Here is a 19,704-nt window from a genome sequence, read left to right as displayed (position 1 = left end):
CGGTAATAAAAATGGAAGAAAAAATCTTAGCAATTTTAGAAGAAGTAACTGGAACAGATGAAGTATCTAACAATTTGGATTTGGATTTATTTAGTGAAGGGCTACTGGATTCTTTAGGTAGTGTGCAATTATTAGTTGAACTAGAAGGACAATTGGGAATTCAAGTACCAGTGTCAGAATTTGACCGTGATGCGTGGGCAACACCACGTAAAATCATACAACAAGTACCATTATTCCAAAACGCATGAAAAAGCGTCTCTTTACCATCTTTGGCCCCGTTTTATTAGCTGTCATTATGGTGCTAGCCGTTTTTTTCTCACCGATTCAGTTTTCGGATAAAAATAAAACGCTCTGGTCAAAGGCATCTAGTTCTATGTCCGCCAATGTCATTCGAGGAAATGCCATTAAAAACGAGGCAATTGCATCTGGTAAATATGTACCATTTTTCGGCTCTTCTGAATTAAGTAGAATTGATGCGTTTCATCCGTCAGTATTGGCCAAAAAGTACCGCCGTGGGTATACTCCATTTTTATTAGGTGCTCCAGGGACACAGTCGTTAACCCAATACATGATGATTCGGTCAATGGGCCAGGAATTAGCTGGAAAAAAACTTGTATTTATTATCTCTCCACAGTGGTTTGTCAAAGATGGGGTAAACAAGCAGTATTTTGATGCCTATTTTTCCGAAATTCAGACGTATCAGTGGGCGTTATCTCTAAAAAAAATAACACCAGCTGATCAGTACTTTGCTTCTCGCCTGACGAGCTATGGGAAAGTAAAACAACGGAAAAATTTATCGGCGATGTTAGCACACATCGCTAACGGGCAGCTACCAACAAAACAGGAAAAATACTGGGCTGAAATGATCTATCGGGTGCTAAATCGTGAAGATGAGTTGTTTAGTCCACTGGATATCTTGAGCAAGAATCATCAAATTAACCAAGCGATGCACGAATTACCTAATGAATACAACCAAGAGGAATTAACGCAGCTCGCTACTAAAAATGGAAGGCAACAGACGACGAATAATCCCTACAACATTGACAATCAATTTTTTAACCAACGTTTGAAAAAGCATGTGGGCGCATTAAAGCAATCGCAAATTCATTTTGATTATCAATATTCGCCTGAGTATTCAGATTTTCAATTGGTTTTGGAACAATTGGCATCTGTCCACGCTAAGCCATTATTTATTATTCCCCCAGTCAATAAAAAATGGAGTGAATACACCGGCTTATCATTACAAATGCTGGAAGGATTCAGTAAGAAAATTACGTATCAATTGAAAGAACAAGGGTTTACCAATATTGCGGATTTTACAAAGGATGCCTCTGTACCGTACTTTATGTCAGATACAATTCATCTAGGTTGGTTAGGGTGGCTCTCTGCCGATCAGTACATTCGACCATTTTTAACAAACAAAAATGACACCAAGGTAACGTATCATCTTTCTAACGAGTATTTTTCTACACAGTGGCAAGATCAAAATCCCGCAACACTTGATTCAAAATAAATTAACTAAGAAACGACTTTTTCTTATCCACTCAAAGTTTGAGTGGATGAGAAAAAGTTTTTTTGTGAAAAAAAGCGAAACACCGTTTTCTTTTTTCAGAAATGTGGTAGCATATTTCTTAAAGGGGTGTGAAAAAATGAAATTAACCGTTCTAGGATGTCTCGGCGCTTACCCTTATAAAGGAGAGGGAACGACCAGTTATTTATTGGAGTCAGATGGATTTCAATTATTGATTGATGCCGGCAGTACTACGTTAGTTGAGTTAGAAAAACACTTAGATCCATTAGCGCTTGATGCGGTTATTTTAAGCCATTATCATTTCGATCATATTGCGGACTTGGGTGTCTTACAGTATTATTGGCAATTGTCTCCAGGTGAGAAAAAGCAGCCACTATTACCAATCTATGGCCACGGTCAAGATGAAATTCATTTTAAGGCATTGACTATGCCAAATGTTTCGCAAGGGTTTGATTATTTAAAAGAGCAGCAGTTGGATTTAGGACCATTTACAGTGACATTTTTACAAACAGTCCATCCGGTCACTTGCTATGCGATGCGTTTTGTAGAGAATAGGACGGGCAAAGTGTTTGTATTCACCGGCGACTCAGGCTATCTTGAGACATTAAATGAATTCGCTTTATCAGCAGACTTGCTTTTGGCAGATACGTATCTGTTTGAAGGACATGAATATCATCATGCCCATCTAACATCAAAAGAAGCTGGTCAGCTTGCCAAAGTGGCCAATGTGCAACACCTTGTGCTGACACATCTACCGCAAATTGGCGACTTAGACCTTTTGGCACAGCAAGCGCAACAAGCAGCAGGAGAAGACGTGACTGTCACGGTTGCTAAAGTTCATCACACTTATACGATTTAAGGAGGAAAAGGACATGATTTTTGTACCAAATGAATTGACAGATCCACGAATAAACTTAGCGATTGAAACTTTTTTATTACAAGAAATGAAAACCGATGAACCAATCTTGTTATTCTATATTAATGAGCCATCGATTATTATTGGTCGCAATCAAAATACGATTGAAGAAATCAACAAAGACTATGTAGATGAAAAAGGAATTCACGTGGTACGTCGCTTTAGTGGCGGTGGAGCAGTTTATCATGATTTTGGGAACTTAAATTTTAGTTTCATTATGCCGGATGATGGCAATTCATTCCGTGATTTTGAAAAATTAACCAAACCAATCGTCGATGCCTTAAATGAAATGGGTGTGGAAGGCGCGCGTTTAAAAGGACGCAATGATTTAGTTATTGATGATATGAAATTTTCAGGTAATGCGATGTATGCGACAAACGGCCGGATGTTTGCTCATGGGACCATTATGTTTGATAGTGACATTAATGAAGTCGTTAATGCATTGAAGGTCCGCAAAGATAAAATCGAATCAAAAGGAATTAAGTCTATTCGCTCTCGGGTGACCAATATCAAACCATTTTTACCTGAGGACAAGCAAGGAATGACGACCAAAGAATTCCGTCAAGAAATATTATTGAAAATCTTTGGTGTTGATTCTGTTGCGGATGTGAAGACCTATGAGTTGACAGATGAAGACTGGCAAAAAGTAAAAGAAATCTCTCAAACGTACTATGCGAACTGGGATTGGAACTATGGGAAATCACCGGAATTTGATATCGAGCGCCGCAAACGCTTCCCAATCGGTTCAATTGAAGTACGCTTGAACGTAAAAGAAGGAAAAATCACAGCAGCGAAAATCTATGGTGACTTCTTTGGACTAGGTGAAATCAAAGATGTCGAAGAAGCCCTTGTCGGCACGAAATATGAAAAAGCAGCACTGAAAGAAGTCGTCGATCAGATTGATGTGAAAAAATATTTCGGAAATATCGAAACAGAAGATCTATTTGAATTAATTTATTAAAAAGGCTGAGACAATAGTTAAAAGCACAAAGTCCATAAAATCCAGAAGTCATTGCGTAAACTTTTGGATTTTATGGGCTTTTTTTATACTAGCTAGTTCTTTTCGCTGCTCGGATCTGAGCGCTTTTGCGCCAACCTGTTATCGGTGTTACAAAAGCCGATTCCTCGGCGGTAAGTCAAAAATCCTCAAAAATTTGCAGAACAATTTTCGGGATTTCTGACCTTACCGCTCGGATCTGAGCGCTTTTGTTCCAACCTATTAGTAGGCACGAGCAATCCAGACGGTGTGTTTCGCTGGTTTGCCACTTACAAGATCGACTTCTTTTTCTATTGGTGCTTGGAAAGGAATGTTACGCGTTGTAAAGCCAGTTTCTTCTTTTATTTTTGCTTCGGTTTCTTCTGAACCATCCCATCCGATTAAGACAAAGCCAGTTGGTCGATTGTCTTTCTTGCATGCTTCAATGTGTTCTTTTAACTCATCTAATGTATTGATGTGAACGTGTTCGTTTTCTTTGTTGCGTAGACGAGCTTGTTCTAATAAGCGTTTTGGCATGATAGCTAATTGCTCATCGATATAAGCTAATAATTCGTCAAAAGCTACGGTAACTTTGCCATCTACGTCGCGGACTTTAGCCATGACATGACCATTTTCTAAATCACGAGGACCACATTCAATTCGAATACATGCGCCTTTTAATTCCCACTCATGGAATTTGTAGCCTGGTGAATTTTCAGAGTCATCTAGACGTACTCGAATGCCTTTCGCTTTTAGTTCTTGGAAAATTTTATCCAGTTTTTCCAAAATAGCGGGGTTCTTTTTCCAAGGGCCGACTGGTAGTAAAACAACTTGTGTCGGAGCGACAGTCGGTGGGAATACCAGACCATTTTCATCGCCATGTGTCATAATTAATGAACCAAGTAAACGAGTCGATACGCCCCATGAAGTGGTATGAGCGGCTACGTGTTTGTTTTCTTTCGTCAAATAAGTGATGTCAAAAGCTTCAGCGAATTTGGTACCCATATAGTGAGACGTACCTGCTTGAACAGCTTTACCATCTTTCATCATGGCTTCGATCGAATAGGTATCAACGGCACCCGCAAAGCGTTCAGAAGGCGTTTTTTGTCCTTTATAGACAGGGATAGCTAAAAACTCTTCACATAGCCGTGCATATTCATCTAAGATACTCATTGTCCGGCGACGTGCATCTTCTTCATCCGCATGAGCAGTATGGCCTTCTTGCCACAGAAATTCAGACGTACGTAAAAATGGTAAAGTCTTTTTCTCCCAACGGAAAACATTTGCCCATTGATTGATTTCATAAGGTAGGTCACGATAAGAATGAATCCAATCAGAAAAAGCTGAACCAATCATCGTTTCTGACGTTGGTCTTAATGCTAATGGTTCTTCTAACTTTTCATCACCGACTTCAGTAACCCAAGGAAGCTCAGGGGCGAAGCCTTCAATATGATCGGCTTCTTTCATGAAAAAGCTTTTAGGAATGAGCATAGGGAAATATGCATTGCGAATCCCTTGTGTTTTAAGAAATTTGTTGAATTCTTCTTGAATATGCTCCCACAATTCAAAGCCATCGGGACGGAAAATAATTGATCCACGGACGGGAGAATAAGACATTAGTTCAGCTTGTTGGACCGTTTGTAAATACCATTGTGTAAAATCATTTGTTTGTTCTGACATACTATCAGCTCCTTAAAATTAATAAATGAAGGCAAAAGAAAAAGCCTCCCATCCTTAAAAAGGACGAAATGCTTGAACATTCGCGGTACCACCTTAGTTGGTTGCCTTTTGCAACCCCACTTGCCAGACGATAAGGAGTCCATCCCTATTGCTTTCACAATAAATACCATTGGTAGGTTCACAAAAGTTGTTGTATCGAAGTTCCAGCCTTGCTTCGATTCTCTAAGACAATCGTTTTTTGCTACTTGTCCAAATCCTGTCTTAAGACTACTCAATTGTTTTCTAAAAAGCAAGTCCTTTTCCTTAAAAAGGAGAGAAATTTGCAGTCTGACAGGAAAATTCGTATAATGGGATGATTCTATCTAAAGGGGAGACAAAAGAGAAATGAGAAACGAAATGATGCATCGGCCGGTCGTAAAGCCGGAACTTGTCGATTATCTACGGACGCAGCAAAAAGCGTTACCGGGTGAGTTGGGCCAAGTTGAACGCGAGGCGAATGAACAAGGTGTTCCAATTATTCCTCATGAAACAGTGGTCTTTTTAAAATTCCTATTAGGGCAATTAAAGCCCAAGCAAATACTAGAAGTCGGGGCAGCGATTGGTTTTTCTTCAAGTCTGATGGCTCAGACAATAGGAGAAGGTCATGTGACGACGATTGATCGTTATGATGTGATGATTGCTAAGGCCAAGCAAACGTACAAACGTCTGCACTTAGAAGATAAAGTAACGTTATTGGAAGGTCAAGCAGCTGATATTTTAGCTGAATTGACAGGTCCATATGATTTTATTTTTATGGATAGCGCAAAGTCCAAGTACATTACTTTTTTACCAGACTGCATTCGCTTGCTTAAAAAAGGCGGCGTCTTAATGGTGGATGATATCTTCCAAGGTGGTACCATTTTAGATCCGATTGAAGAAATCCCTAGAGGAAAACGCGCCATTCATCGCAAATTAAATCAATTTTTAGAAGTGATTAATACGCATCCTGACTTAACGACATCTTTGGTACCCTTGGGCGATGGCGTTGCATTGATTACCAAAGAAGCTGATGACGTTCAGTTTGATTTATAAGAAAAACAGTGACAATCATAAGTTTCATTCTTACTTAGCTTAGGGAAACAATGATTGATGGAATAAATAACAAAAATACATTGACTTTCGAAGGTGAATTCCCTATAATATTGTTTGTTGCTGAAATGTCATAGTAGCTCAGCCGGATAGAGCATCCGCCTTCTAAGCGGACGGTCGGGGGTTCGAATCCCTCCTGTGACGCTAATAACCGCTTAGGATTACTCCTAAGCGGTTTTTTTGTTTATTTAGCTCTTACTAATTGAGTATTGGAGTAATACCGAGTGGAAAATGAATCCTTGCTTTATACTGAATTTGGTCAGCCGAGTGCTGTCGTACAGCTCGTGCGATCAGAGCCCCAACCATTACAAGCCGATGAAGTACGCATAGCTATCTCACATGTTTCTGTGAATCCCTCTGATTTAATTCCGATTACTGGTGCCTATGCTCACCGGACTCCGCTACCAGCTGTTGTTGGTTATGAAGGAGTGGGGACCATAGTAGAAGTGGGTTCAAGTGAATTAAAGGAACTTATTGGTCAGCGAGCATTGTCTTTAGATGGGGGGACTTGGCAAAGATATGTTGTAAGCAAGCGCGAGCAACTCATACTCGTGCCAAATTCGCTGCCGGATGAATTGGCATGCCAAATGTATATCAACCCATTGACTGCATGGGTTTTATGTATGGAATGGATGTCACTTAGCCCGGGGGAAACACTGCTAGTTAATGCTGCGAACTCTGCGATTGGTAAATTATTTTTACAGTTGGCTCAAAAAAAGGCGCGCGCTTGATTGCAGTCGTTCGTCATCAGCAGGCGGCAAAAGAGTTAGTTGATCTAGGAACTACGGATGTGATTAACAGCAGTGATGAAGATGTATCCGTCGCTGTCAAGAAAATAACAAATGGTACCGGCGTGGATTATGCCATCGATTCAATTGGCGGAGAGCACGGGACGACTTTAGCAACCTGTGTGAAAAATAATGGGCACTTTTTCTTACTGGGGTTACTATCAGGTAAGCAAATTGACTGGTCCTATGTTGCGGCACTACCAATAAATACAAAGATTTTTCATCTTCGTCATTGGCTGGATGAAGCAACTTATGCCAAAAAAGAACTAGCCTTTCAGCAGTTATTTGATTTGGTGTTAAGTCATCAATTACACATCTCTTCATTTGGGAGAGTCTCTTCTTACAAGTCATTTAAAACGGTCTTACAAGAGATTGAGACTAAACAAGTAAGTGGCAAACAGTGTCTGGTATTTGATTGAATTTTTCATATGCAAGTAAAAAAGGAATATTTTTTTCGTTTTTTACGAAAGAAAGCATTCTTTTTTACGAAATATTCAGAAAATTGTAAAAAAACAATTGACAAGCTTCCAAAAAGGGCGTATTCTGCTAACAACAAGTCGATTGAAAAAGGTGAAAATGATGAGAATAAAAATTAGAAAGACAGTAAAATATAGCGACGTATTTTCATTATTATTATTATAGATCAGGACTCTTTTCTTTTAGCTACATCAGAAGAGTCCTATTCGCATTTCATGAAGGAAATTACCTTTGTGGAGTGCTTTTTTTATACAAATTTTCTATTAAAAGGAGCGAGTGAAAATGAGAAAAGTTCAATTTTTTGACACAACATTGCGAGATGGTGAGCAGACACCAGGTGTAAACTTTAATACAAAAGAAAAGGTTCAACTAGCTTTGCAATTAGAAAAATGGGGGATTGATACCATTGAAGCTGGGTTTCCCATCGCATCACCAGGTGATTTTGAAGCCGTAAGAGCAATTGGCCAGGCTGTAAAAAAAGCAACGGTAGCCGGACTAGCTCGCTGTCAAAAAGCGGATATTGATAGTGTCTATGATGCTATCGGGGATTGTGCACATCCTCAAATCCATGTATTTCTAGCAACTAGCGAAATTCATATGCGGGACAAACTAAAAATGACACCAGAAGAAGTATTGTCTTCTATCCATGAATATGTGACTTATGCGCGTTCATTATTTGATATCGTGCAATTTTCTCCAGAAGATGCTTCAAGAACTAGCAAAGACTTTCTTTTAAAAGCTGTCCAAACAGCTGTCAATGCGGGCGCTACGATTATTAATATTCCTGATACGGTTGGTTATGCCAATCCGACAGAGTACGGTGCGATGTTTGCGTATTTAATCGAAAATGTTCGTTCGAATCAACCAATCACGTATTCTTCTCATTGTCATGATGACTTGGGGATGGCGTCAGCGAATGCGTTAGCGGCAATCGAAAATGGTGCAAACCGCGTGGAAGGAACGGTGAATGGCATTGGTGAGAGAGCAGGCAATACTGCATTAGAGGAAATCGCAGTCGCCCTACACATTCGTAAAGACTTCTATCAATGCGAAACCAACATCGTATTAAATGAAACAAAACGAACCAGTGATCTAGTTGCTCGTCTTTCTGGTATCGGAGTGCCGAGAAATAAAGCGGTTATTGGTGGTAATGCCTATGCACATGAATCAGGAATTCATCAAGATGGCGTATTAAAAAATCCAGAAACCTATGAAATCATCACGCCCCAATTAGTCGGAGTAGCAACGAATTCCTTGCCACTAGGAAAGCTATCCGGGCGTCACGCATTCCAAGAAAAGTTAAAAGATCTAGGTTATGATGTGGAAGGCGAGGAATTAAAAGCCTTGTTCAAGCGTTTCAAAGCATTAGCTGATAAGAAAAAACAAGTAACCGATGAAGATTTGTTGGCACTCGTTGCTGATGAAGCTCGTCAGCAACCGGACTGTCATCTGACAGCCTTGCAAGTGCAATATGTATCAGATGGATATCAATGTGCGGTTGTAGCGATTGAGGAAAATGGCCAACAAAAGAGTGCCTCATCTGTTGGCTCAGGAAGTATTCAAGCTATCTACAATGCCATTAACCAAGTATTTGATCAAGAGCCGTATTTAACGAATTATGAAATTACCTCATTGACAGCAGGTGAAGATGCACAAGCACAAGTTCATGTGACGATTGAATGTACGGAAACCCATGAAATTGTAAGTGGTATTGGCGTTGATTTTGACGTCTTACAAGCTTCAGCCAAAGCATATGTACAAGCAAGTAGTCTACTAAAAAATAGGAGTGTTTCAAAATGACAAAGCGAATTGTTGCCCTAGCTGGCGATGGGATTGGACCAGAAATTATGGAAAGTGCATTGGCAGTCTTAAAAGCGGCTACCCAATCAACAGACTTTGACTATGAAGTTGAAAATGAATTGTTTGGTGGGTCAGCGATTGATGCGACGGGGACACCTTTGCCAAGTGAAACTTTAACTGCTTGTAAACAAGCGGATGCGATACTATTAGCAGCGATTGGCGGTCCGCGTTGGACTCAAGCCGAACAAACGCCAGAAAAAGGACTACTTGCGTTACGCAAAGCGCTGCAATTGTATGCGAATATTCGTCCGATTAAAGTCGCTGATAGCTTGATTCATCTGTCACCATTAAAACCAGAGATTGTATTGGGAACGGACTTTGTCGTTGTCAGAGAATTAACAAGTGGTATCTACTTTGGTGAACCGAGAGCGAAAGAAGTACAACAAGCCTACGATACTAATCGCTATACAGTAGAAGAAATTGAACGAATCATGCATCAAGCATTTGTGATTGCTCGTGGTCGAAAAAAACAAGTCACATCCGTCGATAAAGCGAATGTCTTAGCTACAAGTCAATTATGGCGCGAAGTCGCTGAGCAAGTAGCAAAAGAGTATCCAGATATTACGCTAGAGCATCAATATGTTGATTCGGCAGCGATGAAATTAGTAACCAATCCTACTGCTTTTGATGTGATTGTAACGGAAAATCTTTTCGGTGATATCTTAAGTGATGAAGGGTCAGTATTACCGGGGACTTTAGGAGTGCTACCGAGTGCAAGTCATAGTGTCGCGGGGGCTTCATTGTATGAACCCATCCATGGCTCGGCACCAGATATTGCGGGTAAAAATTGTGCCAATCCAGTATCTATGGTGTTATCAGTGGCGATGATGATGCGCCAGTCTTTCCAAGAAGAAGGCATAGCCAAGCGCATTGAGGATGCTTGTTACAACACGATGGAAAAAGGAATTTTGACTCCTGACCTAGGAGGAAAAGCAACAACTCAACAAATGACACAAGCAATTATTGATGAAGTAAGTAACGTAGCAACTATCGCATAGAGGTGAAAATAATGGGAAAAACACTATTTGATAAAGTATGGGAACGTCACGTCGTCACTGGAGAAGAAGGGCAAGCACAATTGTTGTATGTGGATTTGCAACTCATTCATGAAGTGACTTCACCGCAGGCATTTGAAGGCTTGCGTCAAGCCAACCGGACAGTAAGACGTCCAGATAAAACATTTGGAACTATGGATCACAATGTACCGACGAAAGATATTTTTACAATTACGGATTTGGTCTCAAAAAAGCAAATGGATACACTTCGAAAAAACTGTGAGGAATTTGGAATTACCTTATGTGATAATGGTTCATTGCGTCAAGGAATTGTGCACATGGTAGGGCCAGAAGTGGGCTTGACTCAACCGGGTAAAATTATTGTATGTGGCGATTCCCATACGGCAACGCATGGTGCATTTGGGGCTATTGCTTTTGGTATTGGTACTAGTGAAGTCGAACATGTTCTAGCGACACAAACAATTTGGCAAAAGAAACCAAAACGGATGGGTATTCATGTTTCGGGGCAGTTGCAACCAGGAGTGTATGCCAAAGACATTATTTTAGCATTGATTGCACGATACGGCGTCGACTTTGGTGTGGGGTATGCGGCTGAATTTTATGGTGACACAATTCGTAATTTGACGATGGAAGAGCGGATGACAATCTGTAATATGTCGATTGAAGGTGGCGCGAAAATGGGCATGATGGCGCCAGATGAAAAAACAGTTGAATTTATTCGCGATAAAGAATATGCACCAAAAGATTTTGAAGAAGCAGTGAAAGATTGGTCAACGCTTTATACAGATGAAGATGCCGAGTTTGATCGTGTTTTAGAATTGGATGCGTCAACACTTGAACCTTATATCACTTGGGGAACCAATCCAGAGATGGGTGTGGCCATTCACGAATCCTTCCCAGAAATCCGAGATCATAATGATGAGTTAGCGTATGAATATATGGATCTAAAACCAGGTCAAAAAGCAGCCGATATCCCGATTGAGTACGTCTTTATTGGTTCTTGTACGAATGGTCGTTTGTCTGATTTGCAAGAAGCAGCCAAAATTGTGAAAGGCAAAAAGATCAAAGAGGGAGTAACAGGTATTGTCGTTCCGGGATCGAGACCCGTACGTCACGCTGCAGAAGCGCTAGGAATTGATCAAGTCTTTAAAGATGCTGGATTTGAATGGCGTGAGCCAGGCTGTTCAATGTGCTTGGGGATGAATCCGGATAAAGTACCCGAGTTCGTCCACTGTGCTTCGACATCAAATCGCAATTTTGTCGGTCGACAAGGAAAAAATTCACGAACACATCTATGTAGTCCAGCGATGGCAGCTGCTGCCGCAATCAACGGAAAGTTTATTGATGTTAGAGAAATTCTAGGAGGAAAAACACATGGAGCCGTTTAAAGTATACAAGGGGCGTGCGGTACCCTTTATGAATGACAATATTGATACTGACCAAATTATTCCGAAAAATTATTTGAAACGAATTGAAAAAACGGGCTTTGGTGAATTTCTATTTGATGATTGGCGTTACTTACGTAATCGTCAGCCTAATCCAGAATTTGTTTTAAATGAACCGCGCTATCAAGGAGCAACAATCTTATTATCAGGTGATAACTTTGGTTCAGGATCTTCACGTGAGCATGCTGCTTGGGCATTACTAGATTACGGCTTTCGCGTGGTTATCGCAGGGAGCTTTAGTGATATCTTCTATATGAATGCGACTAAAAATGGCTTACTACCTGTTGTATTGCCACTCGCTGCCCGTACTGCAATAGCTGAACTACCAGCTGAGCAAGAAATTACGATTGATTTGCCACACCAAAAGGTAAAAGCCGGGGATCAAAGTTATTCATTTGATATCGATAGCACGTGGAAGTACAAACTGGTCAATGGCTTGGATGAAATTTCTATTACGATGCAAGAAGATGAAGCAATTTTGGCTTATGAAAAAACTATTCCAAGTTATTGGTAAAAATAAAGGATTTTTATTGACTATCTACGTAGGATTTGCTAAAGTAGTATTGTTGTAATTGTGGACTCCACAGCTACAACCGCACAGAACAAGTTTTAAGAACGAAAGTCACTTGGGATGGCGAGTCTAAGTCTAAATGAAGGAGGTGCTGTATAGCATGTACGCAATTATTAAAACTGGTGGCAAACAAGTCAAAGTTGAAGTTGGTCAAGCAATCTACGTTGAAAAATTAGACGCAGAAGCAGGACAAAAAGTTACATTTGACGAAGTGATCTTAGTAGGTGGCGAATCAACAAAAGTTGGCGCTCCAACAATCGCAGGTGCAACTGTTGAAGGTACTGTAGAAAAACATGGCAAACAAAAGAAAGTTGTTACGTTTAAATACAAACCTAAAAAACATTCTCACCGCAAACAAGGTCATCGTCAACCTTATACAAAAGTAGTAATCGAAGCAATCAACGCTTAATTACTAGAAAAGTAGGATGAATCGTCATGATTAAAGCAATCTTTCAACGAGATGAAACAGGAAATATTTCTTCTTTTGACTTATCTGGTCATGCAGATGCAGGTGAATATGGTTCAGACATTGTCTGTGCTGCAGTATCAGCGCTCGCAATCAGTGCAACGAATGGTATTGATGCACTTGCTGGTGTGACACCGACTGTAAAGACCGATGAAAGAGCTGGAGGATACTTAGCAGTTGAACTACCTCTTTATATTACGCAGGAGCAAAATAATATTTCACAAGTTTTACTTGAAAATTTATTGCTTGGGTTACAAGCGATTCAGGCTGAACATACCGAAAATATAAGCATTCAAACACTTAAAAAATAGGAGGTGCATCCCATGTTGTTGAATATGAATTTACAATTATTCGCCCACAAAAAAGGGGGCGGTTCTACTTCTAACGGCCGTGACTCTCAGTCAAAACGTCTAGGTGCAAAACGCGCTGATGGTCAAACTGTTACTGGTGGTTCTATTCTTTATCGTCAACGCGGAACTAAAATTTACCCTGGAGTAAACGTTGGAATCGGTGGCGACGATACATTATTTGCCAAAGTTGATGGCGTTGTACGTTTCGAACGTAAAGGCCGCGACAAAAAACAAGTTTCTGTCTACCCTGCAGCACAAGAAGCTTAATAACAAAGCTAGTCGTAAGCTGACACCAAAGTAACTTTGGTGTCAGCTTTTTTAATTTCAATTCGTTAGATATGTCCCGATTAGTAGTCCAAAGCTTAACCCTAAAACTGCCCCAATCAATATAAAGGAAGAACCAAGACTCTTTCCTATCGATGCCCCAATCATAATTCCAAGTAAAGCGCAAATAAATAACCGTACTAAAACAGAGTGCTTGGGTTTCGATTGTTTTTTTTTTTGAAAATGCATATCTGAGCGTGTCATATGGTGGATTCCTTTCAGGTGTTAGTTGGTATAAAGTCTAGCCAATTCTAGTTAAAAAAGCAACTGTGAATGAGTTGGTTTTTAACTATTTTTAAGTTGATTTCAATGAAAAACCATAATCTAAAATAACTATCATTTTGTGTCTAAATCATACATAAAATGATTAAATAAATATGAAAAAATAGTGAGTTTTTATTTAAAATTGAATAGAATTCGCGTCTATTAATATGTTATGATACAGATAAAGATAGAGTGTTCTCTTCTAGAAAAGGTGGGATAAAGGATGGAAAATGAACAGATCAAAAAGGCTAAAAATTCTTTTTTAACCGGAGAAAACTTCTATGCTCAGCATCTTTTAGGTGTGCATAAGTTACGCAGTTATTATGTGTTTCGAGTATGGGCCCCACATGCAATGCAAGTGTGGTTGGTCGGAACATTCAACGAGTGGTCGGAATCATTGCCTATGCAACGTGATGAGCAGACTGGTATCTGGGAAGTTCAAACGGATCTACCATCAGAAGGAGAGCTTTATAAATACAAAATCCAACAAGAAGATGGACAAAAACAATACAAAATGGATCCATTCGCGATTCGGCTCGAGCCGCGACCTGGAACTGCGGCAATCGTCTACACAATCCCCGAAAAAAAATGGAAAGATGGCCTTTATCGAGGTCGTTCCAAAAGAAGCAATTATTTTAAGCGTCCCCTAAATATTTATGAGTTACATGCGGGTTCTTGGCGATTTCATTGGGATGGCACGCCATTTACATTTAAAGATTTATCAAAAGAGTTAGTTCCATATGTCAAAACAATGGGCTATACGCATATTGAATTGATGCCAGTTATGGAACATCCGCTTGATCAGTCATGGGGATACCAATTAACTGGCTATTTTGCACTTTGCAATACGTATGGCACGCCGGAAGAATTTCAGTCTTTTGTAGAAGAATGTCATTTGGCTAATATCGGGGTAATTATTGATTGGGTTCCGGGACATTTTTGTGTTAATTCGGATGCGATTGCCTATTATGATGGCACGGCAACTTTTGAATACACAGATCGGCAACGAGCAGAAAATGTTCGTTGGGGGGCTTTAAACTTCGATTTGAGTAAACCACAAGTCCAAAGTTTCTTAATATCCAATGCGCTTTTTTGGCTAGAGTTCTATCATGTAGATGGGATACGCGTGGATGCCGTCTCAAATATGATTTATCTCGATTATGATGAGAAGCAGTGGCAACCCAATCATCTAGGCACCAATCAAAATTTAGATGGCATCTATTTCTTACAAAAATTGAATGCTGTGGTTAAATTAGCCCATTCGAATGCCATCATGATTGCCGAAGAAAGTACCTCTGCTACAAAAGTAACGGGACGGCTAGAGGACGATGCCTTAGGGTTTGATTTTAAATGGGATTTAGGTTGGATGAACGATACATTGGCATTTTTTGAAATGGATCCAATTGATCGGGGCAATAAACTAAATTTACTAACTTTTTCTTTCATGTATATGTCAGATGAGCATTATCTTTTGCCGCTCTCACACGACGAGGTAGTACATGGTAAAAAAAGTCTCATGCATAAAATGTGGGGGGATCGCTACAAGCAATTTGCGCAATTGCGCACCTTACTGATTTATCTCATGGCTCATCCTGGAAAGAAATTACTTTTCATGGGGGGAGAGTGGGGACAGTTCCTTGAGTGGAAATTCAATGAAGGACTGGAATGGCATGATTTGGCAGATCCAATGAACTATGCCATGCAACAGTATACAAAAAAACTCAATGAGGTGTATCGTTCTGAGACCGCATTGTGGGAGCTAGAAGAAACGCCCCAAGCGAGTATTGAATTTATTGATGCCGACAATCATGAACAAGTCGTATTAAGTTTTATCCGCAAAGGTAAGCGAAAAAAAGACTTTTTGATTTTTGTATTTAATTTTTCAGCAGTCGAGTATCCGACATTTGAACTACCGGTACCATTTGCTGGGACGTATGAAGAGATCTTCAATACAGAACTGGCCGAATTTGGCGGAACTTGGACACAAATACAAGAAGACTTGCAGAGTCAGCCGGTCAACAATAAAAAATATCAACATGCAATTAATTTGGTTGTTCCAGCGTTAGGGGCTGTGATTCTTAAGCCTAAAAAGATTTCATTATCTACCAAAAGATGAGGGGAGGGAAGATGGCAGTTGCCATCAAACGTATGAAAACAGAGATGCTAGCAATGATTTTAGCAGGAGGAAAAGGGAGCCGGCTAGGTAAATTGACTCAAACAATTGCCAAACCAGCAGTCCCATTTGGTGGACGCTACCGAATTATTGATTTTACGTTAAGTAATTGTGTGAACTCAGGTATCCGAAATGTCGGTGTGGTCACACAATATCAACCACTAGCTTTAAATGATCATATTGGGAATGGTTCGAGTTGGGGATTGGATGGCATTCATTCAGGTGTAACAATCTTACAGCCATACTCGAGCAATGAAGGTAGCAAATGGTTTGAAGGAACCGCACACGCAATTTATCAAAATATGGACTATATCGATCAAATGGATTCAGAATATTTATTGATCTTATCTGGTGACCATATTTATAAAATGGATTACGAAAAAATGTTGGATGCACACAAAAAAAATCATGCTGCTTTAACCGTTGCGGTAATTGAAGTACCTTTAGATGAAGCCTCTCGCTTTGGCATTATGAATACGGATGAGCATGACCGAATTGTCGAATTTGAAGAAAAACCAGCCAATCCCAAAAATAATTTGGCTTCAATGGGAATCTACATTTTCACCTTGTCGCGTTTGCGAGAAGTGCTATTAAATAGCTACAATAAAGACGATCAAATGCTCGACTTTGGGCAACACGTCATTCCGGCCTACATCGATAGTGGTGAAAATGTCTTCGCGTATCGCTTCCAAGGATACTGGAAGGATGTCGGCACGATTGAATCATTATGGCAAGCCAGCATGGAGTTTATTGAGCTAGATAACGAGCTAGATATGCGCGACAGCTCATGGAGAATTTATTCAAAGAACCCTATTTCACCACCAAATTTTTTAACACATCAAGCTTCTGTTACCGATTCTCTTGTGGTGGATGGTTGCTACGTTGCGGGCAATGTCGATCATAGTTTGTTATCAAATGATGTGAAGATCAAAGAAGGAGCCAAAATTAGCGATAGTGTTATCATGGCGGGAGCGACGATTGGTAAAAATGCGATTTTGCATCGGGTGATTGTTGGAGAAAATGCCATTATCGGTGACAATGCGGAAATTGATGGTACTGATGAAATCGCAGTTGTAGGATATGGAGAAGGGATTGGGGTGTTGATTGATGAAAGCTAATAAAGTTTCAGCCATAATGGGAAATGAGTATGATGGAAGAGGATTAGGTGAACTTACAGCACATCGCCCTTTAGCAACACTACATTTTGATTGTAAATATCGCCTAATGGACTTTAGTTTATCCAACTTAGTAAATGCCAATATTCAATCCATCTATATGGTTTTCAGTGAAGCAAAAATGCAATCGCTTTTTGATCATATTGGTGGAGGGCGAGAGTGGCACCTGAATAGTATTTTGAGCCACTATTTCATGGCATTTCAAGAAGACATCGATCGCAAAAAAGAAAACAACGAAGCGTATTTTGATGCGATGATTGACTTTTTAAAGAAATCAAAATCGACCTACACAGTCTATGTAGGCAATAAAATGTTATGTAGCCTAGATTTTCGTTCGGTAATCAAAGTTCATGAAGCCCAACAAGCGGAATGCACGATTGTATTTAAGCGTGTGTCGTCTAAGTTGATTTATGAAACAGATCATGTGTTGTCATTTAACGAAGAAGGAGCTTATATGGGTAACCAACTCTTCTCTGATACAATCGCTGATCAAGGATTATTCAATTTAGGAATGAATATCTTTGTTGTGAAAACGGAGTGGTTGATTGAGTTGCTAGAAAAAGCGCAACAACTCAGAGAAACGACTAGTCTAGAAAAACTTCTTTGGGAAACTGCCAATGAAACAACCGAAACAACTGTGGGGACGTATGAGTATACTGGCTATCTAAGCAATATCCATACAACGAAAAGTTTTTATGATGCGAATATGGATATGCTGGATCCTAGAAAATTCAATGCATTACTTTACTCGAGTCAACACATCATTACCAAAGCTAAAAATGAAGTACCTACCTATTTCTCGAAAGAATCAGATGTGCATTCGAGTCAATTTGCCACCGGTAGTACGATTCGAGGTACGGTTCATAAAAGTTTGGTTTCGCGCCGCTCAACTGTTGATTCCGGTGCTATAGTTGAAGGAGCAATTGTCATGGCGAATGGACATGTCAGTAAAGATGCTGAAGTCCGGTATGCTATACTAGATAAAAATGTCACGGTTCAAGAAGGCGTGCGGATTGTGGGGACACCTGCTCAACCAATCGTCATAAAGAAAGGAACTATCGTGACAGAAGACAAATTAGTGGGTGATGTGGAATGAAAATTGGATTTGCCTCGGCAGAATGCGCGCCGTTTTTTAAAACGGGTGGACTAGGAGACGTTGCGGGTTCATTGCCAAAATATATTCAAAAAGCTGGTCATCAAGTTGTTGTCTTTTTGCCATATATGGCTTCAATACCAGAACAATACAAACAGCAAGTACAAGATGTCACTTCATTTACGGTATCCGTTGGTTGGAGAAAGCAATATTGTGGGATTAAAACCTTAGAATTTGAAGGTGTACGCTATTACTTCATTGATAATGAATACTACTTTAATCGTCCAAATGTCTATGGTTACTTTGATGATGGAGAACGATTTGCGTTCTTCCAACAAGCCATCATCGAATCCTTGGAGAAAATTAACTTTATTCCAGATTTGATGCATGTCAATGATTATCATACAGCCTTTATTCCCTATTTGTTAAAGACCAAATATCAATGGATTCAAGCATACCAATCAATTAAAACTCTTTTAACAATCCATAATATTGAATTTCAAGGTAACTACGATCAAGAGACACTGGGTGAATTATTTTCGATGGGATTGGAAGATTTTGACAATGGCAAAATCGAACAAAATGGGCAAGTGAATTGGTTGAAGTCGGCGATTGTTTTTGCTGACTGGGTCAATACTGTATCACCAAGCTATGCCAATGAAATCCAGACAGAAGCCTTTGGTAAAGGGCTAGATGGCATTTTGCGGCAAGAATCCAGCAAGGTGAGTGGCATCCTAAATGGCATTGATTATGACTCGCTTAATCCGGCGACTGATTCGCATCTATACGCGGCATTTGACGCATCGGATATAAGTGGTAAAGTAGAGAACAAAACACAGTTGCAAAAGCAGCTTGGCTTACCGATTTCTGCTGATATTCCACTCATTGGGATTGTCAGCCGCTTGACGTATCAAAAAGGATTTCATTTAGTATTGGAGCGTTTAGCGGAGATTTTACAAAATCAAGTGCAAATCATCGTACTCGGCACAGGTGATCCAGATTTTGAACAAGGGTTCCGCTATTTTGAAGCAGAATTTCCAGATAAGATTCGCTCTTGTATCATGTTTGATATTGATTTGGCCCAAAAAATCTATGCAGGAGCGGATATTTTCTTAATGCCATCTGCATTTGAACCTTGTGGCTTATCACAAATGATGGCGATGCGTTATGGTACCTTGCCTGTTGTACACGAAATAGGTGGATTGAAAGACACGATTTTTCCATTTAATCCTGTCACACATGAAGGGGATGGCTTTGGTTTTTCAGCATTTGATTCCTACCATATGAATGAAAGCTTGAATCTAGCACTTCATATTTTTAAAGCCGTACCAGAAGTTTGGCAAACATTAGTCACTCGAGCAATGACAAAAGATTTTAGTTGGGAAACGGCATCCAAACATTATGTGGATTTATATGAAAAACTATAACGACAATCGTTTTACAAATTGAAAGTGAGTAAAGCTGGCCTCAA

20 protein-coding genes, 1 tRNA gene and 2 other annotated features are annotated in these 19,704 nt (G+C 39.9%); of the genes, 19 read left to right on the top strand and 2 right to left on the bottom strand.

Features of this window, described 5'->3' with window-relative positions; translation table 11 throughout:
* Positions 1–11: 11 nt before the first annotated feature.
* The 4 genes from dltC to lplA all read left to right on the top strand — a co-directional run bounded on the left by dltC (position 12) and on the right by lplA (position 3,408).
* Positions 12–248, top strand: a complete 237-nt coding sequence (gene dltC, locus HMPREF9088_RS00660) for a D-alanine--poly(phosphoribitol) ligase subunit DltC (RefSeq protein ID WP_007207158.1) — start codon at positions 12–14, stop codon at positions 246–248.
* A complete protein-coding gene (gene dltD / locus HMPREF9088_RS00655) occupies positions 245–1,513 on the top strand; it encodes a D-alanyl-lipoteichoic acid biosynthesis protein DltD (RefSeq protein ID WP_007207157.1) in 1,269 nt (422 codons plus the stop codon). Before dltC ends, dltD begins: the two co-directional genes overlap by 4 nt.
* Before the next feature lie 136 nt (positions 1,514–1,649).
* On the top strand, positions 1,650–2,390 hold the full coding sequence (locus HMPREF9088_RS00650; RefSeq protein WP_040365996.1) for an MBL fold metallo-hydrolase: 741 nt from the start codon (positions 1,650–1,652) through the stop codon (positions 2,388–2,390).
* Positions 2,391–2,403: 13 nt separating this feature from the next.
* Complete coding sequence (lplA, locus tag HMPREF9088_RS00645) at positions 2,404–3,408, top strand: lipoate--protein ligase (RefSeq protein WP_040365995.1); 1,005 nt, start codon at positions 2,404–2,406, stop codon at positions 3,406–3,408.
* 258 nt (positions 3,409–3,666) lie between these two features.
* Here lplA and proS read toward each other — a convergent pair whose 3' ends face one another.
* A complete protein-coding gene (gene proS / locus HMPREF9088_RS00640; RefSeq protein ID WP_007207154.1) occupies positions 3,667–5,103 on the bottom strand; it encodes a proline--tRNA ligase in 1,437 nt (478 codons plus the stop codon).
* A gap of 56 nt (positions 5,104–5,159) precedes the next feature.
* Positions 5,160–5,370: a binding site (T-box leader), on the bottom strand.
* 117 nt (positions 5,371–5,487) lie between these two features.
* Here proS and HMPREF9088_RS00635 point away from each other — a divergent pair.
* The 11 genes from HMPREF9088_RS00635 (at position 5,488) to rpmA (ending at position 13,471) form a co-directional block, all read left to right on the top strand.
* Positions 5,488–6,174: an O-methyltransferase gene (locus HMPREF9088_RS00635; protein ID WP_007207153.1), complete on the top strand. Its 687-nt coding sequence runs from the start codon at positions 5,488–5,490 to the stop codon at positions 6,172–6,174.
* A 127-nt stretch (positions 6,175–6,301) separates the two neighbouring features.
* Positions 6,302–6,375 (top strand) — tRNA-Arg (locus HMPREF9088_RS00630).
* A gap of 80 nt (positions 6,376–6,455) precedes the next feature.
* Entirely contained in the window at positions 6,456–6,962 is a 507-nt protein-coding gene (locus tag HMPREF9088_RS12195) for an alcohol dehydrogenase catalytic domain-containing protein (protein WP_007207152.1), read from the top strand.
* The gene (locus HMPREF9088_RS12190) at positions 6,959–7,438 is read left to right on the top strand and encodes a zinc-binding dehydrogenase (protein ID WP_007207151.1); all 480 of its coding nucleotides are present in this window, start codon (positions 6,959–6,961) and stop codon (positions 7,436–7,438) included. The genes HMPREF9088_RS12195 and HMPREF9088_RS12190 overlap by 4 nt, the downstream gene beginning before the upstream one ends.
* Before the next feature lie 340 nt (positions 7,439–7,778).
* Positions 7,779–9,296, top strand: coding sequence for a 2-isopropylmalate synthase (locus HMPREF9088_RS00620; protein ID WP_007207149.1), 1,518 nt, complete (start codon positions 7,779–7,781; stop codon positions 9,294–9,296).
* A complete protein-coding gene (leuB, locus tag HMPREF9088_RS00615) occupies positions 9,293–10,354 on the top strand; it encodes a 3-isopropylmalate dehydrogenase (protein WP_007207148.1) in 1,062 nt (353 codons plus the stop codon). The genes HMPREF9088_RS00620 and leuB overlap by 4 nt, the downstream gene beginning before the upstream one ends.
* Positions 10,355–10,365: 11 nt before the next feature.
* On the top strand, positions 10,366–11,760 hold the full coding sequence (gene leuC, locus HMPREF9088_RS00610) for a 3-isopropylmalate dehydratase large subunit (RefSeq protein WP_007207147.1): 1,395 nt from the start codon (positions 10,366–10,368) through the stop codon (positions 11,758–11,760).
* On the top strand, positions 11,747–12,331 hold the full coding sequence (leuD, locus tag HMPREF9088_RS00605) for a 3-isopropylmalate dehydratase small subunit (RefSeq protein ID WP_007207146.1): 585 nt from the start codon (positions 11,747–11,749) through the stop codon (positions 12,329–12,331). Before leuC ends, leuD begins: the two co-directional genes overlap by 14 nt.
* Positions 12,332–12,398: 67 nt before the next feature.
* Positions 12,399–12,469 (top strand) — a sequence feature (ribosomal protein L21 leader region).
* Between the two features lie 19 nt (positions 12,470–12,488).
* Complete coding sequence (rplU, locus tag HMPREF9088_RS00600; protein ID WP_040365994.1) at positions 12,489–12,797, top strand: 50S ribosomal protein L21; 309 nt, start codon at positions 12,489–12,491, stop codon at positions 12,795–12,797.
* Between the two features lie 26 nt (positions 12,798–12,823).
* Positions 12,824–13,165 carry a ribosomal-processing cysteine protease Prp gene (locus HMPREF9088_RS00595; protein ID WP_007207144.1) on the top strand — a complete coding sequence of 114 codons (342 nt, stop codon included), beginning with the start codon at positions 12,824–12,826 and terminating at the stop codon, positions 13,163–13,165.
* 12 nt (positions 13,166–13,177) lie between these two features.
* On the top strand, positions 13,178–13,471 hold the full coding sequence (gene rpmA, locus HMPREF9088_RS00590) for a 50S ribosomal protein L27 (protein ID WP_007207143.1): 294 nt from the start codon (positions 13,178–13,180) through the stop codon (positions 13,469–13,471).
* Positions 13,472–13,528: 57 nt separating this feature from the next.
* On the opposite strand, the gene HMPREF9088_RS00585 is transcribed toward rpmA, so the two are convergent.
* Entirely contained in the window at positions 13,529–13,732 is a 204-nt protein-coding gene (locus HMPREF9088_RS00585; RefSeq protein WP_040365993.1) for a hypothetical protein, read from the bottom strand.
* Between the two features lie 283 nt (positions 13,733–14,015).
* Between HMPREF9088_RS00585 and glgB the strand changes: the two genes are divergently transcribed.
* Genes glgB through glgA form a run of 4 tightly spaced genes read left to right on the top strand, consistent with a single transcriptional unit; the run spans position 14,016 to position 19,660 of the window.
* Entirely contained in the window at positions 14,016–15,908 is a 1,893-nt protein-coding gene (gene glgB, locus HMPREF9088_RS00580; protein ID WP_007207142.1) for a 1,4-alpha-glucan branching protein GlgB, read from the top strand.
* A gap of 32 nt (positions 15,909–15,940) precedes the next feature.
* Positions 15,941–17,083 carry a glucose-1-phosphate adenylyltransferase gene (locus tag HMPREF9088_RS00575; RefSeq protein ID WP_040367074.1) on the top strand — a complete coding sequence of 381 codons (1,143 nt, stop codon included), beginning with the start codon at positions 15,941–15,943 and terminating at the stop codon, positions 17,081–17,083.
* Positions 17,073–18,236 (top strand): glucose-1-phosphate adenylyltransferase subunit GlgD, encoded by a 1,164-nt coding sequence (glgD, locus tag HMPREF9088_RS00570; protein WP_007207140.1) that lies wholly within the window; start codon positions 17,073–17,075, stop codon positions 18,234–18,236. Before HMPREF9088_RS00575 ends, glgD begins: the two co-directional genes overlap by 11 nt.
* Positions 18,233–19,660 (top strand): glycogen synthase GlgA, encoded by a 1,428-nt coding sequence (gene glgA / locus HMPREF9088_RS00565; RefSeq protein ID WP_007207139.1) that lies wholly within the window; start codon positions 18,233–18,235, stop codon positions 19,658–19,660. The genes glgD and glgA overlap by 4 nt, the downstream gene beginning before the upstream one ends.
* Positions 19,661–19,704: the final 44 nt, after the last annotated feature.

Source organism: Enterococcus italicus DSM 15952 (genome assembly GCF_000185365.1).
GTDB lineage: Bacteria > Bacillota > Bacilli > Lactobacillales > Enterococcaceae > Enterococcus_G > Enterococcus_G italicus.
This window is presented reverse-complemented; position numbering and strand designations above follow the sequence as displayed.

What these genes read in the sequence shown, in the direction of transcription:
- HMPREF9088_RS00585 (WP_040365993.1), bottom strand. Translation starts at nt 13,732, where the DNA reads ATGACACGCTCAGATATGCATTTTCAAAAAAAAAAACAATCGAAACCC.
- proS (WP_007207154.1), bottom strand. Translation starts at nt 5,103, where the DNA reads ATGTCAGAACAAACAAATGATTTTACACAATGGTATTTACAAACGGTC.
- HMPREF9088_RS00620 (WP_007207149.1), top strand. Translation starts at nt 7,779, where the DNA reads ATGAGAAAAGTTCAATTTTTTGACACAACATTGCGAGATGGTGAGCAG.
- glgA (WP_007207139.1), top strand. Translation starts at nt 18,233, where the DNA reads ATGAAAATTGGATTTGCCTCGGCAGAATGCGCGCCGTTTTTTAAAACG.
- dltC (WP_007207158.1), top strand. Translation starts at nt 12, where the DNA reads ATGGAAGAAAAAATCTTAGCAATTTTAGAAGAAGTAACTGGAACAGAT.
- rpmA (WP_007207143.1), top strand. Translation starts at nt 13,178, where the DNA reads ATGTTGTTGAATATGAATTTACAATTATTCGCCCACAAAAAAGGGGGC.
- glgB (WP_007207142.1), top strand. Translation starts at nt 14,016, where the DNA reads ATGGAAAATGAACAGATCAAAAAGGCTAAAAATTCTTTTTTAACCGGA.
- dltD (WP_007207157.1), top strand. Translation starts at nt 245, where the DNA reads ATGAAAAAGCGTCTCTTTACCATCTTTGGCCCCGTTTTATTAGCTGTC.
- leuC (WP_007207147.1), top strand. Translation starts at nt 10,366, where the DNA reads ATGGGAAAAACACTATTTGATAAAGTATGGGAACGTCACGTCGTCACT.
- HMPREF9088_RS00595 (WP_007207144.1), top strand. Translation starts at nt 12,824, where the DNA reads ATGATTAAAGCAATCTTTCAACGAGATGAAACAGGAAATATTTCTTCT.
- glgD (WP_007207140.1), top strand. Translation starts at nt 17,073, where the DNA reads ATGAAAGCTAATAAAGTTTCAGCCATAATGGGAAATGAGTATGATGGA.
- HMPREF9088_RS00575 (WP_040367074.1), top strand. Translation starts at nt 15,941, where the DNA reads ATGAAAACAGAGATGCTAGCAATGATTTTAGCAGGAGGAAAAGGGAGC.
- leuD (WP_007207146.1), top strand. Translation starts at nt 11,747, where the DNA reads ATGGAGCCGTTTAAAGTATACAAGGGGCGTGCGGTACCCTTTATGAAT.
- HMPREF9088_RS00635 (WP_007207153.1), top strand. Translation starts at nt 5,488, where the DNA reads ATGAGAAACGAAATGATGCATCGGCCGGTCGTAAAGCCGGAACTTGTC.
- HMPREF9088_RS00650 (WP_040365996.1), top strand. Translation starts at nt 1,650, where the DNA reads ATGAAATTAACCGTTCTAGGATGTCTCGGCGCTTACCCTTATAAAGGA.
- leuB (WP_007207148.1), top strand. Translation starts at nt 9,293, where the DNA reads ATGACAAAGCGAATTGTTGCCCTAGCTGGCGATGGGATTGGACCAGAA.
- rplU (WP_040365994.1), top strand. Translation starts at nt 12,489, where the DNA reads ATGTACGCAATTATTAAAACTGGTGGCAAACAAGTCAAAGTTGAAGTT.
- lplA (WP_040365995.1), top strand. Translation starts at nt 2,404, where the DNA reads ATGATTTTTGTACCAAATGAATTGACAGATCCACGAATAAACTTAGCG.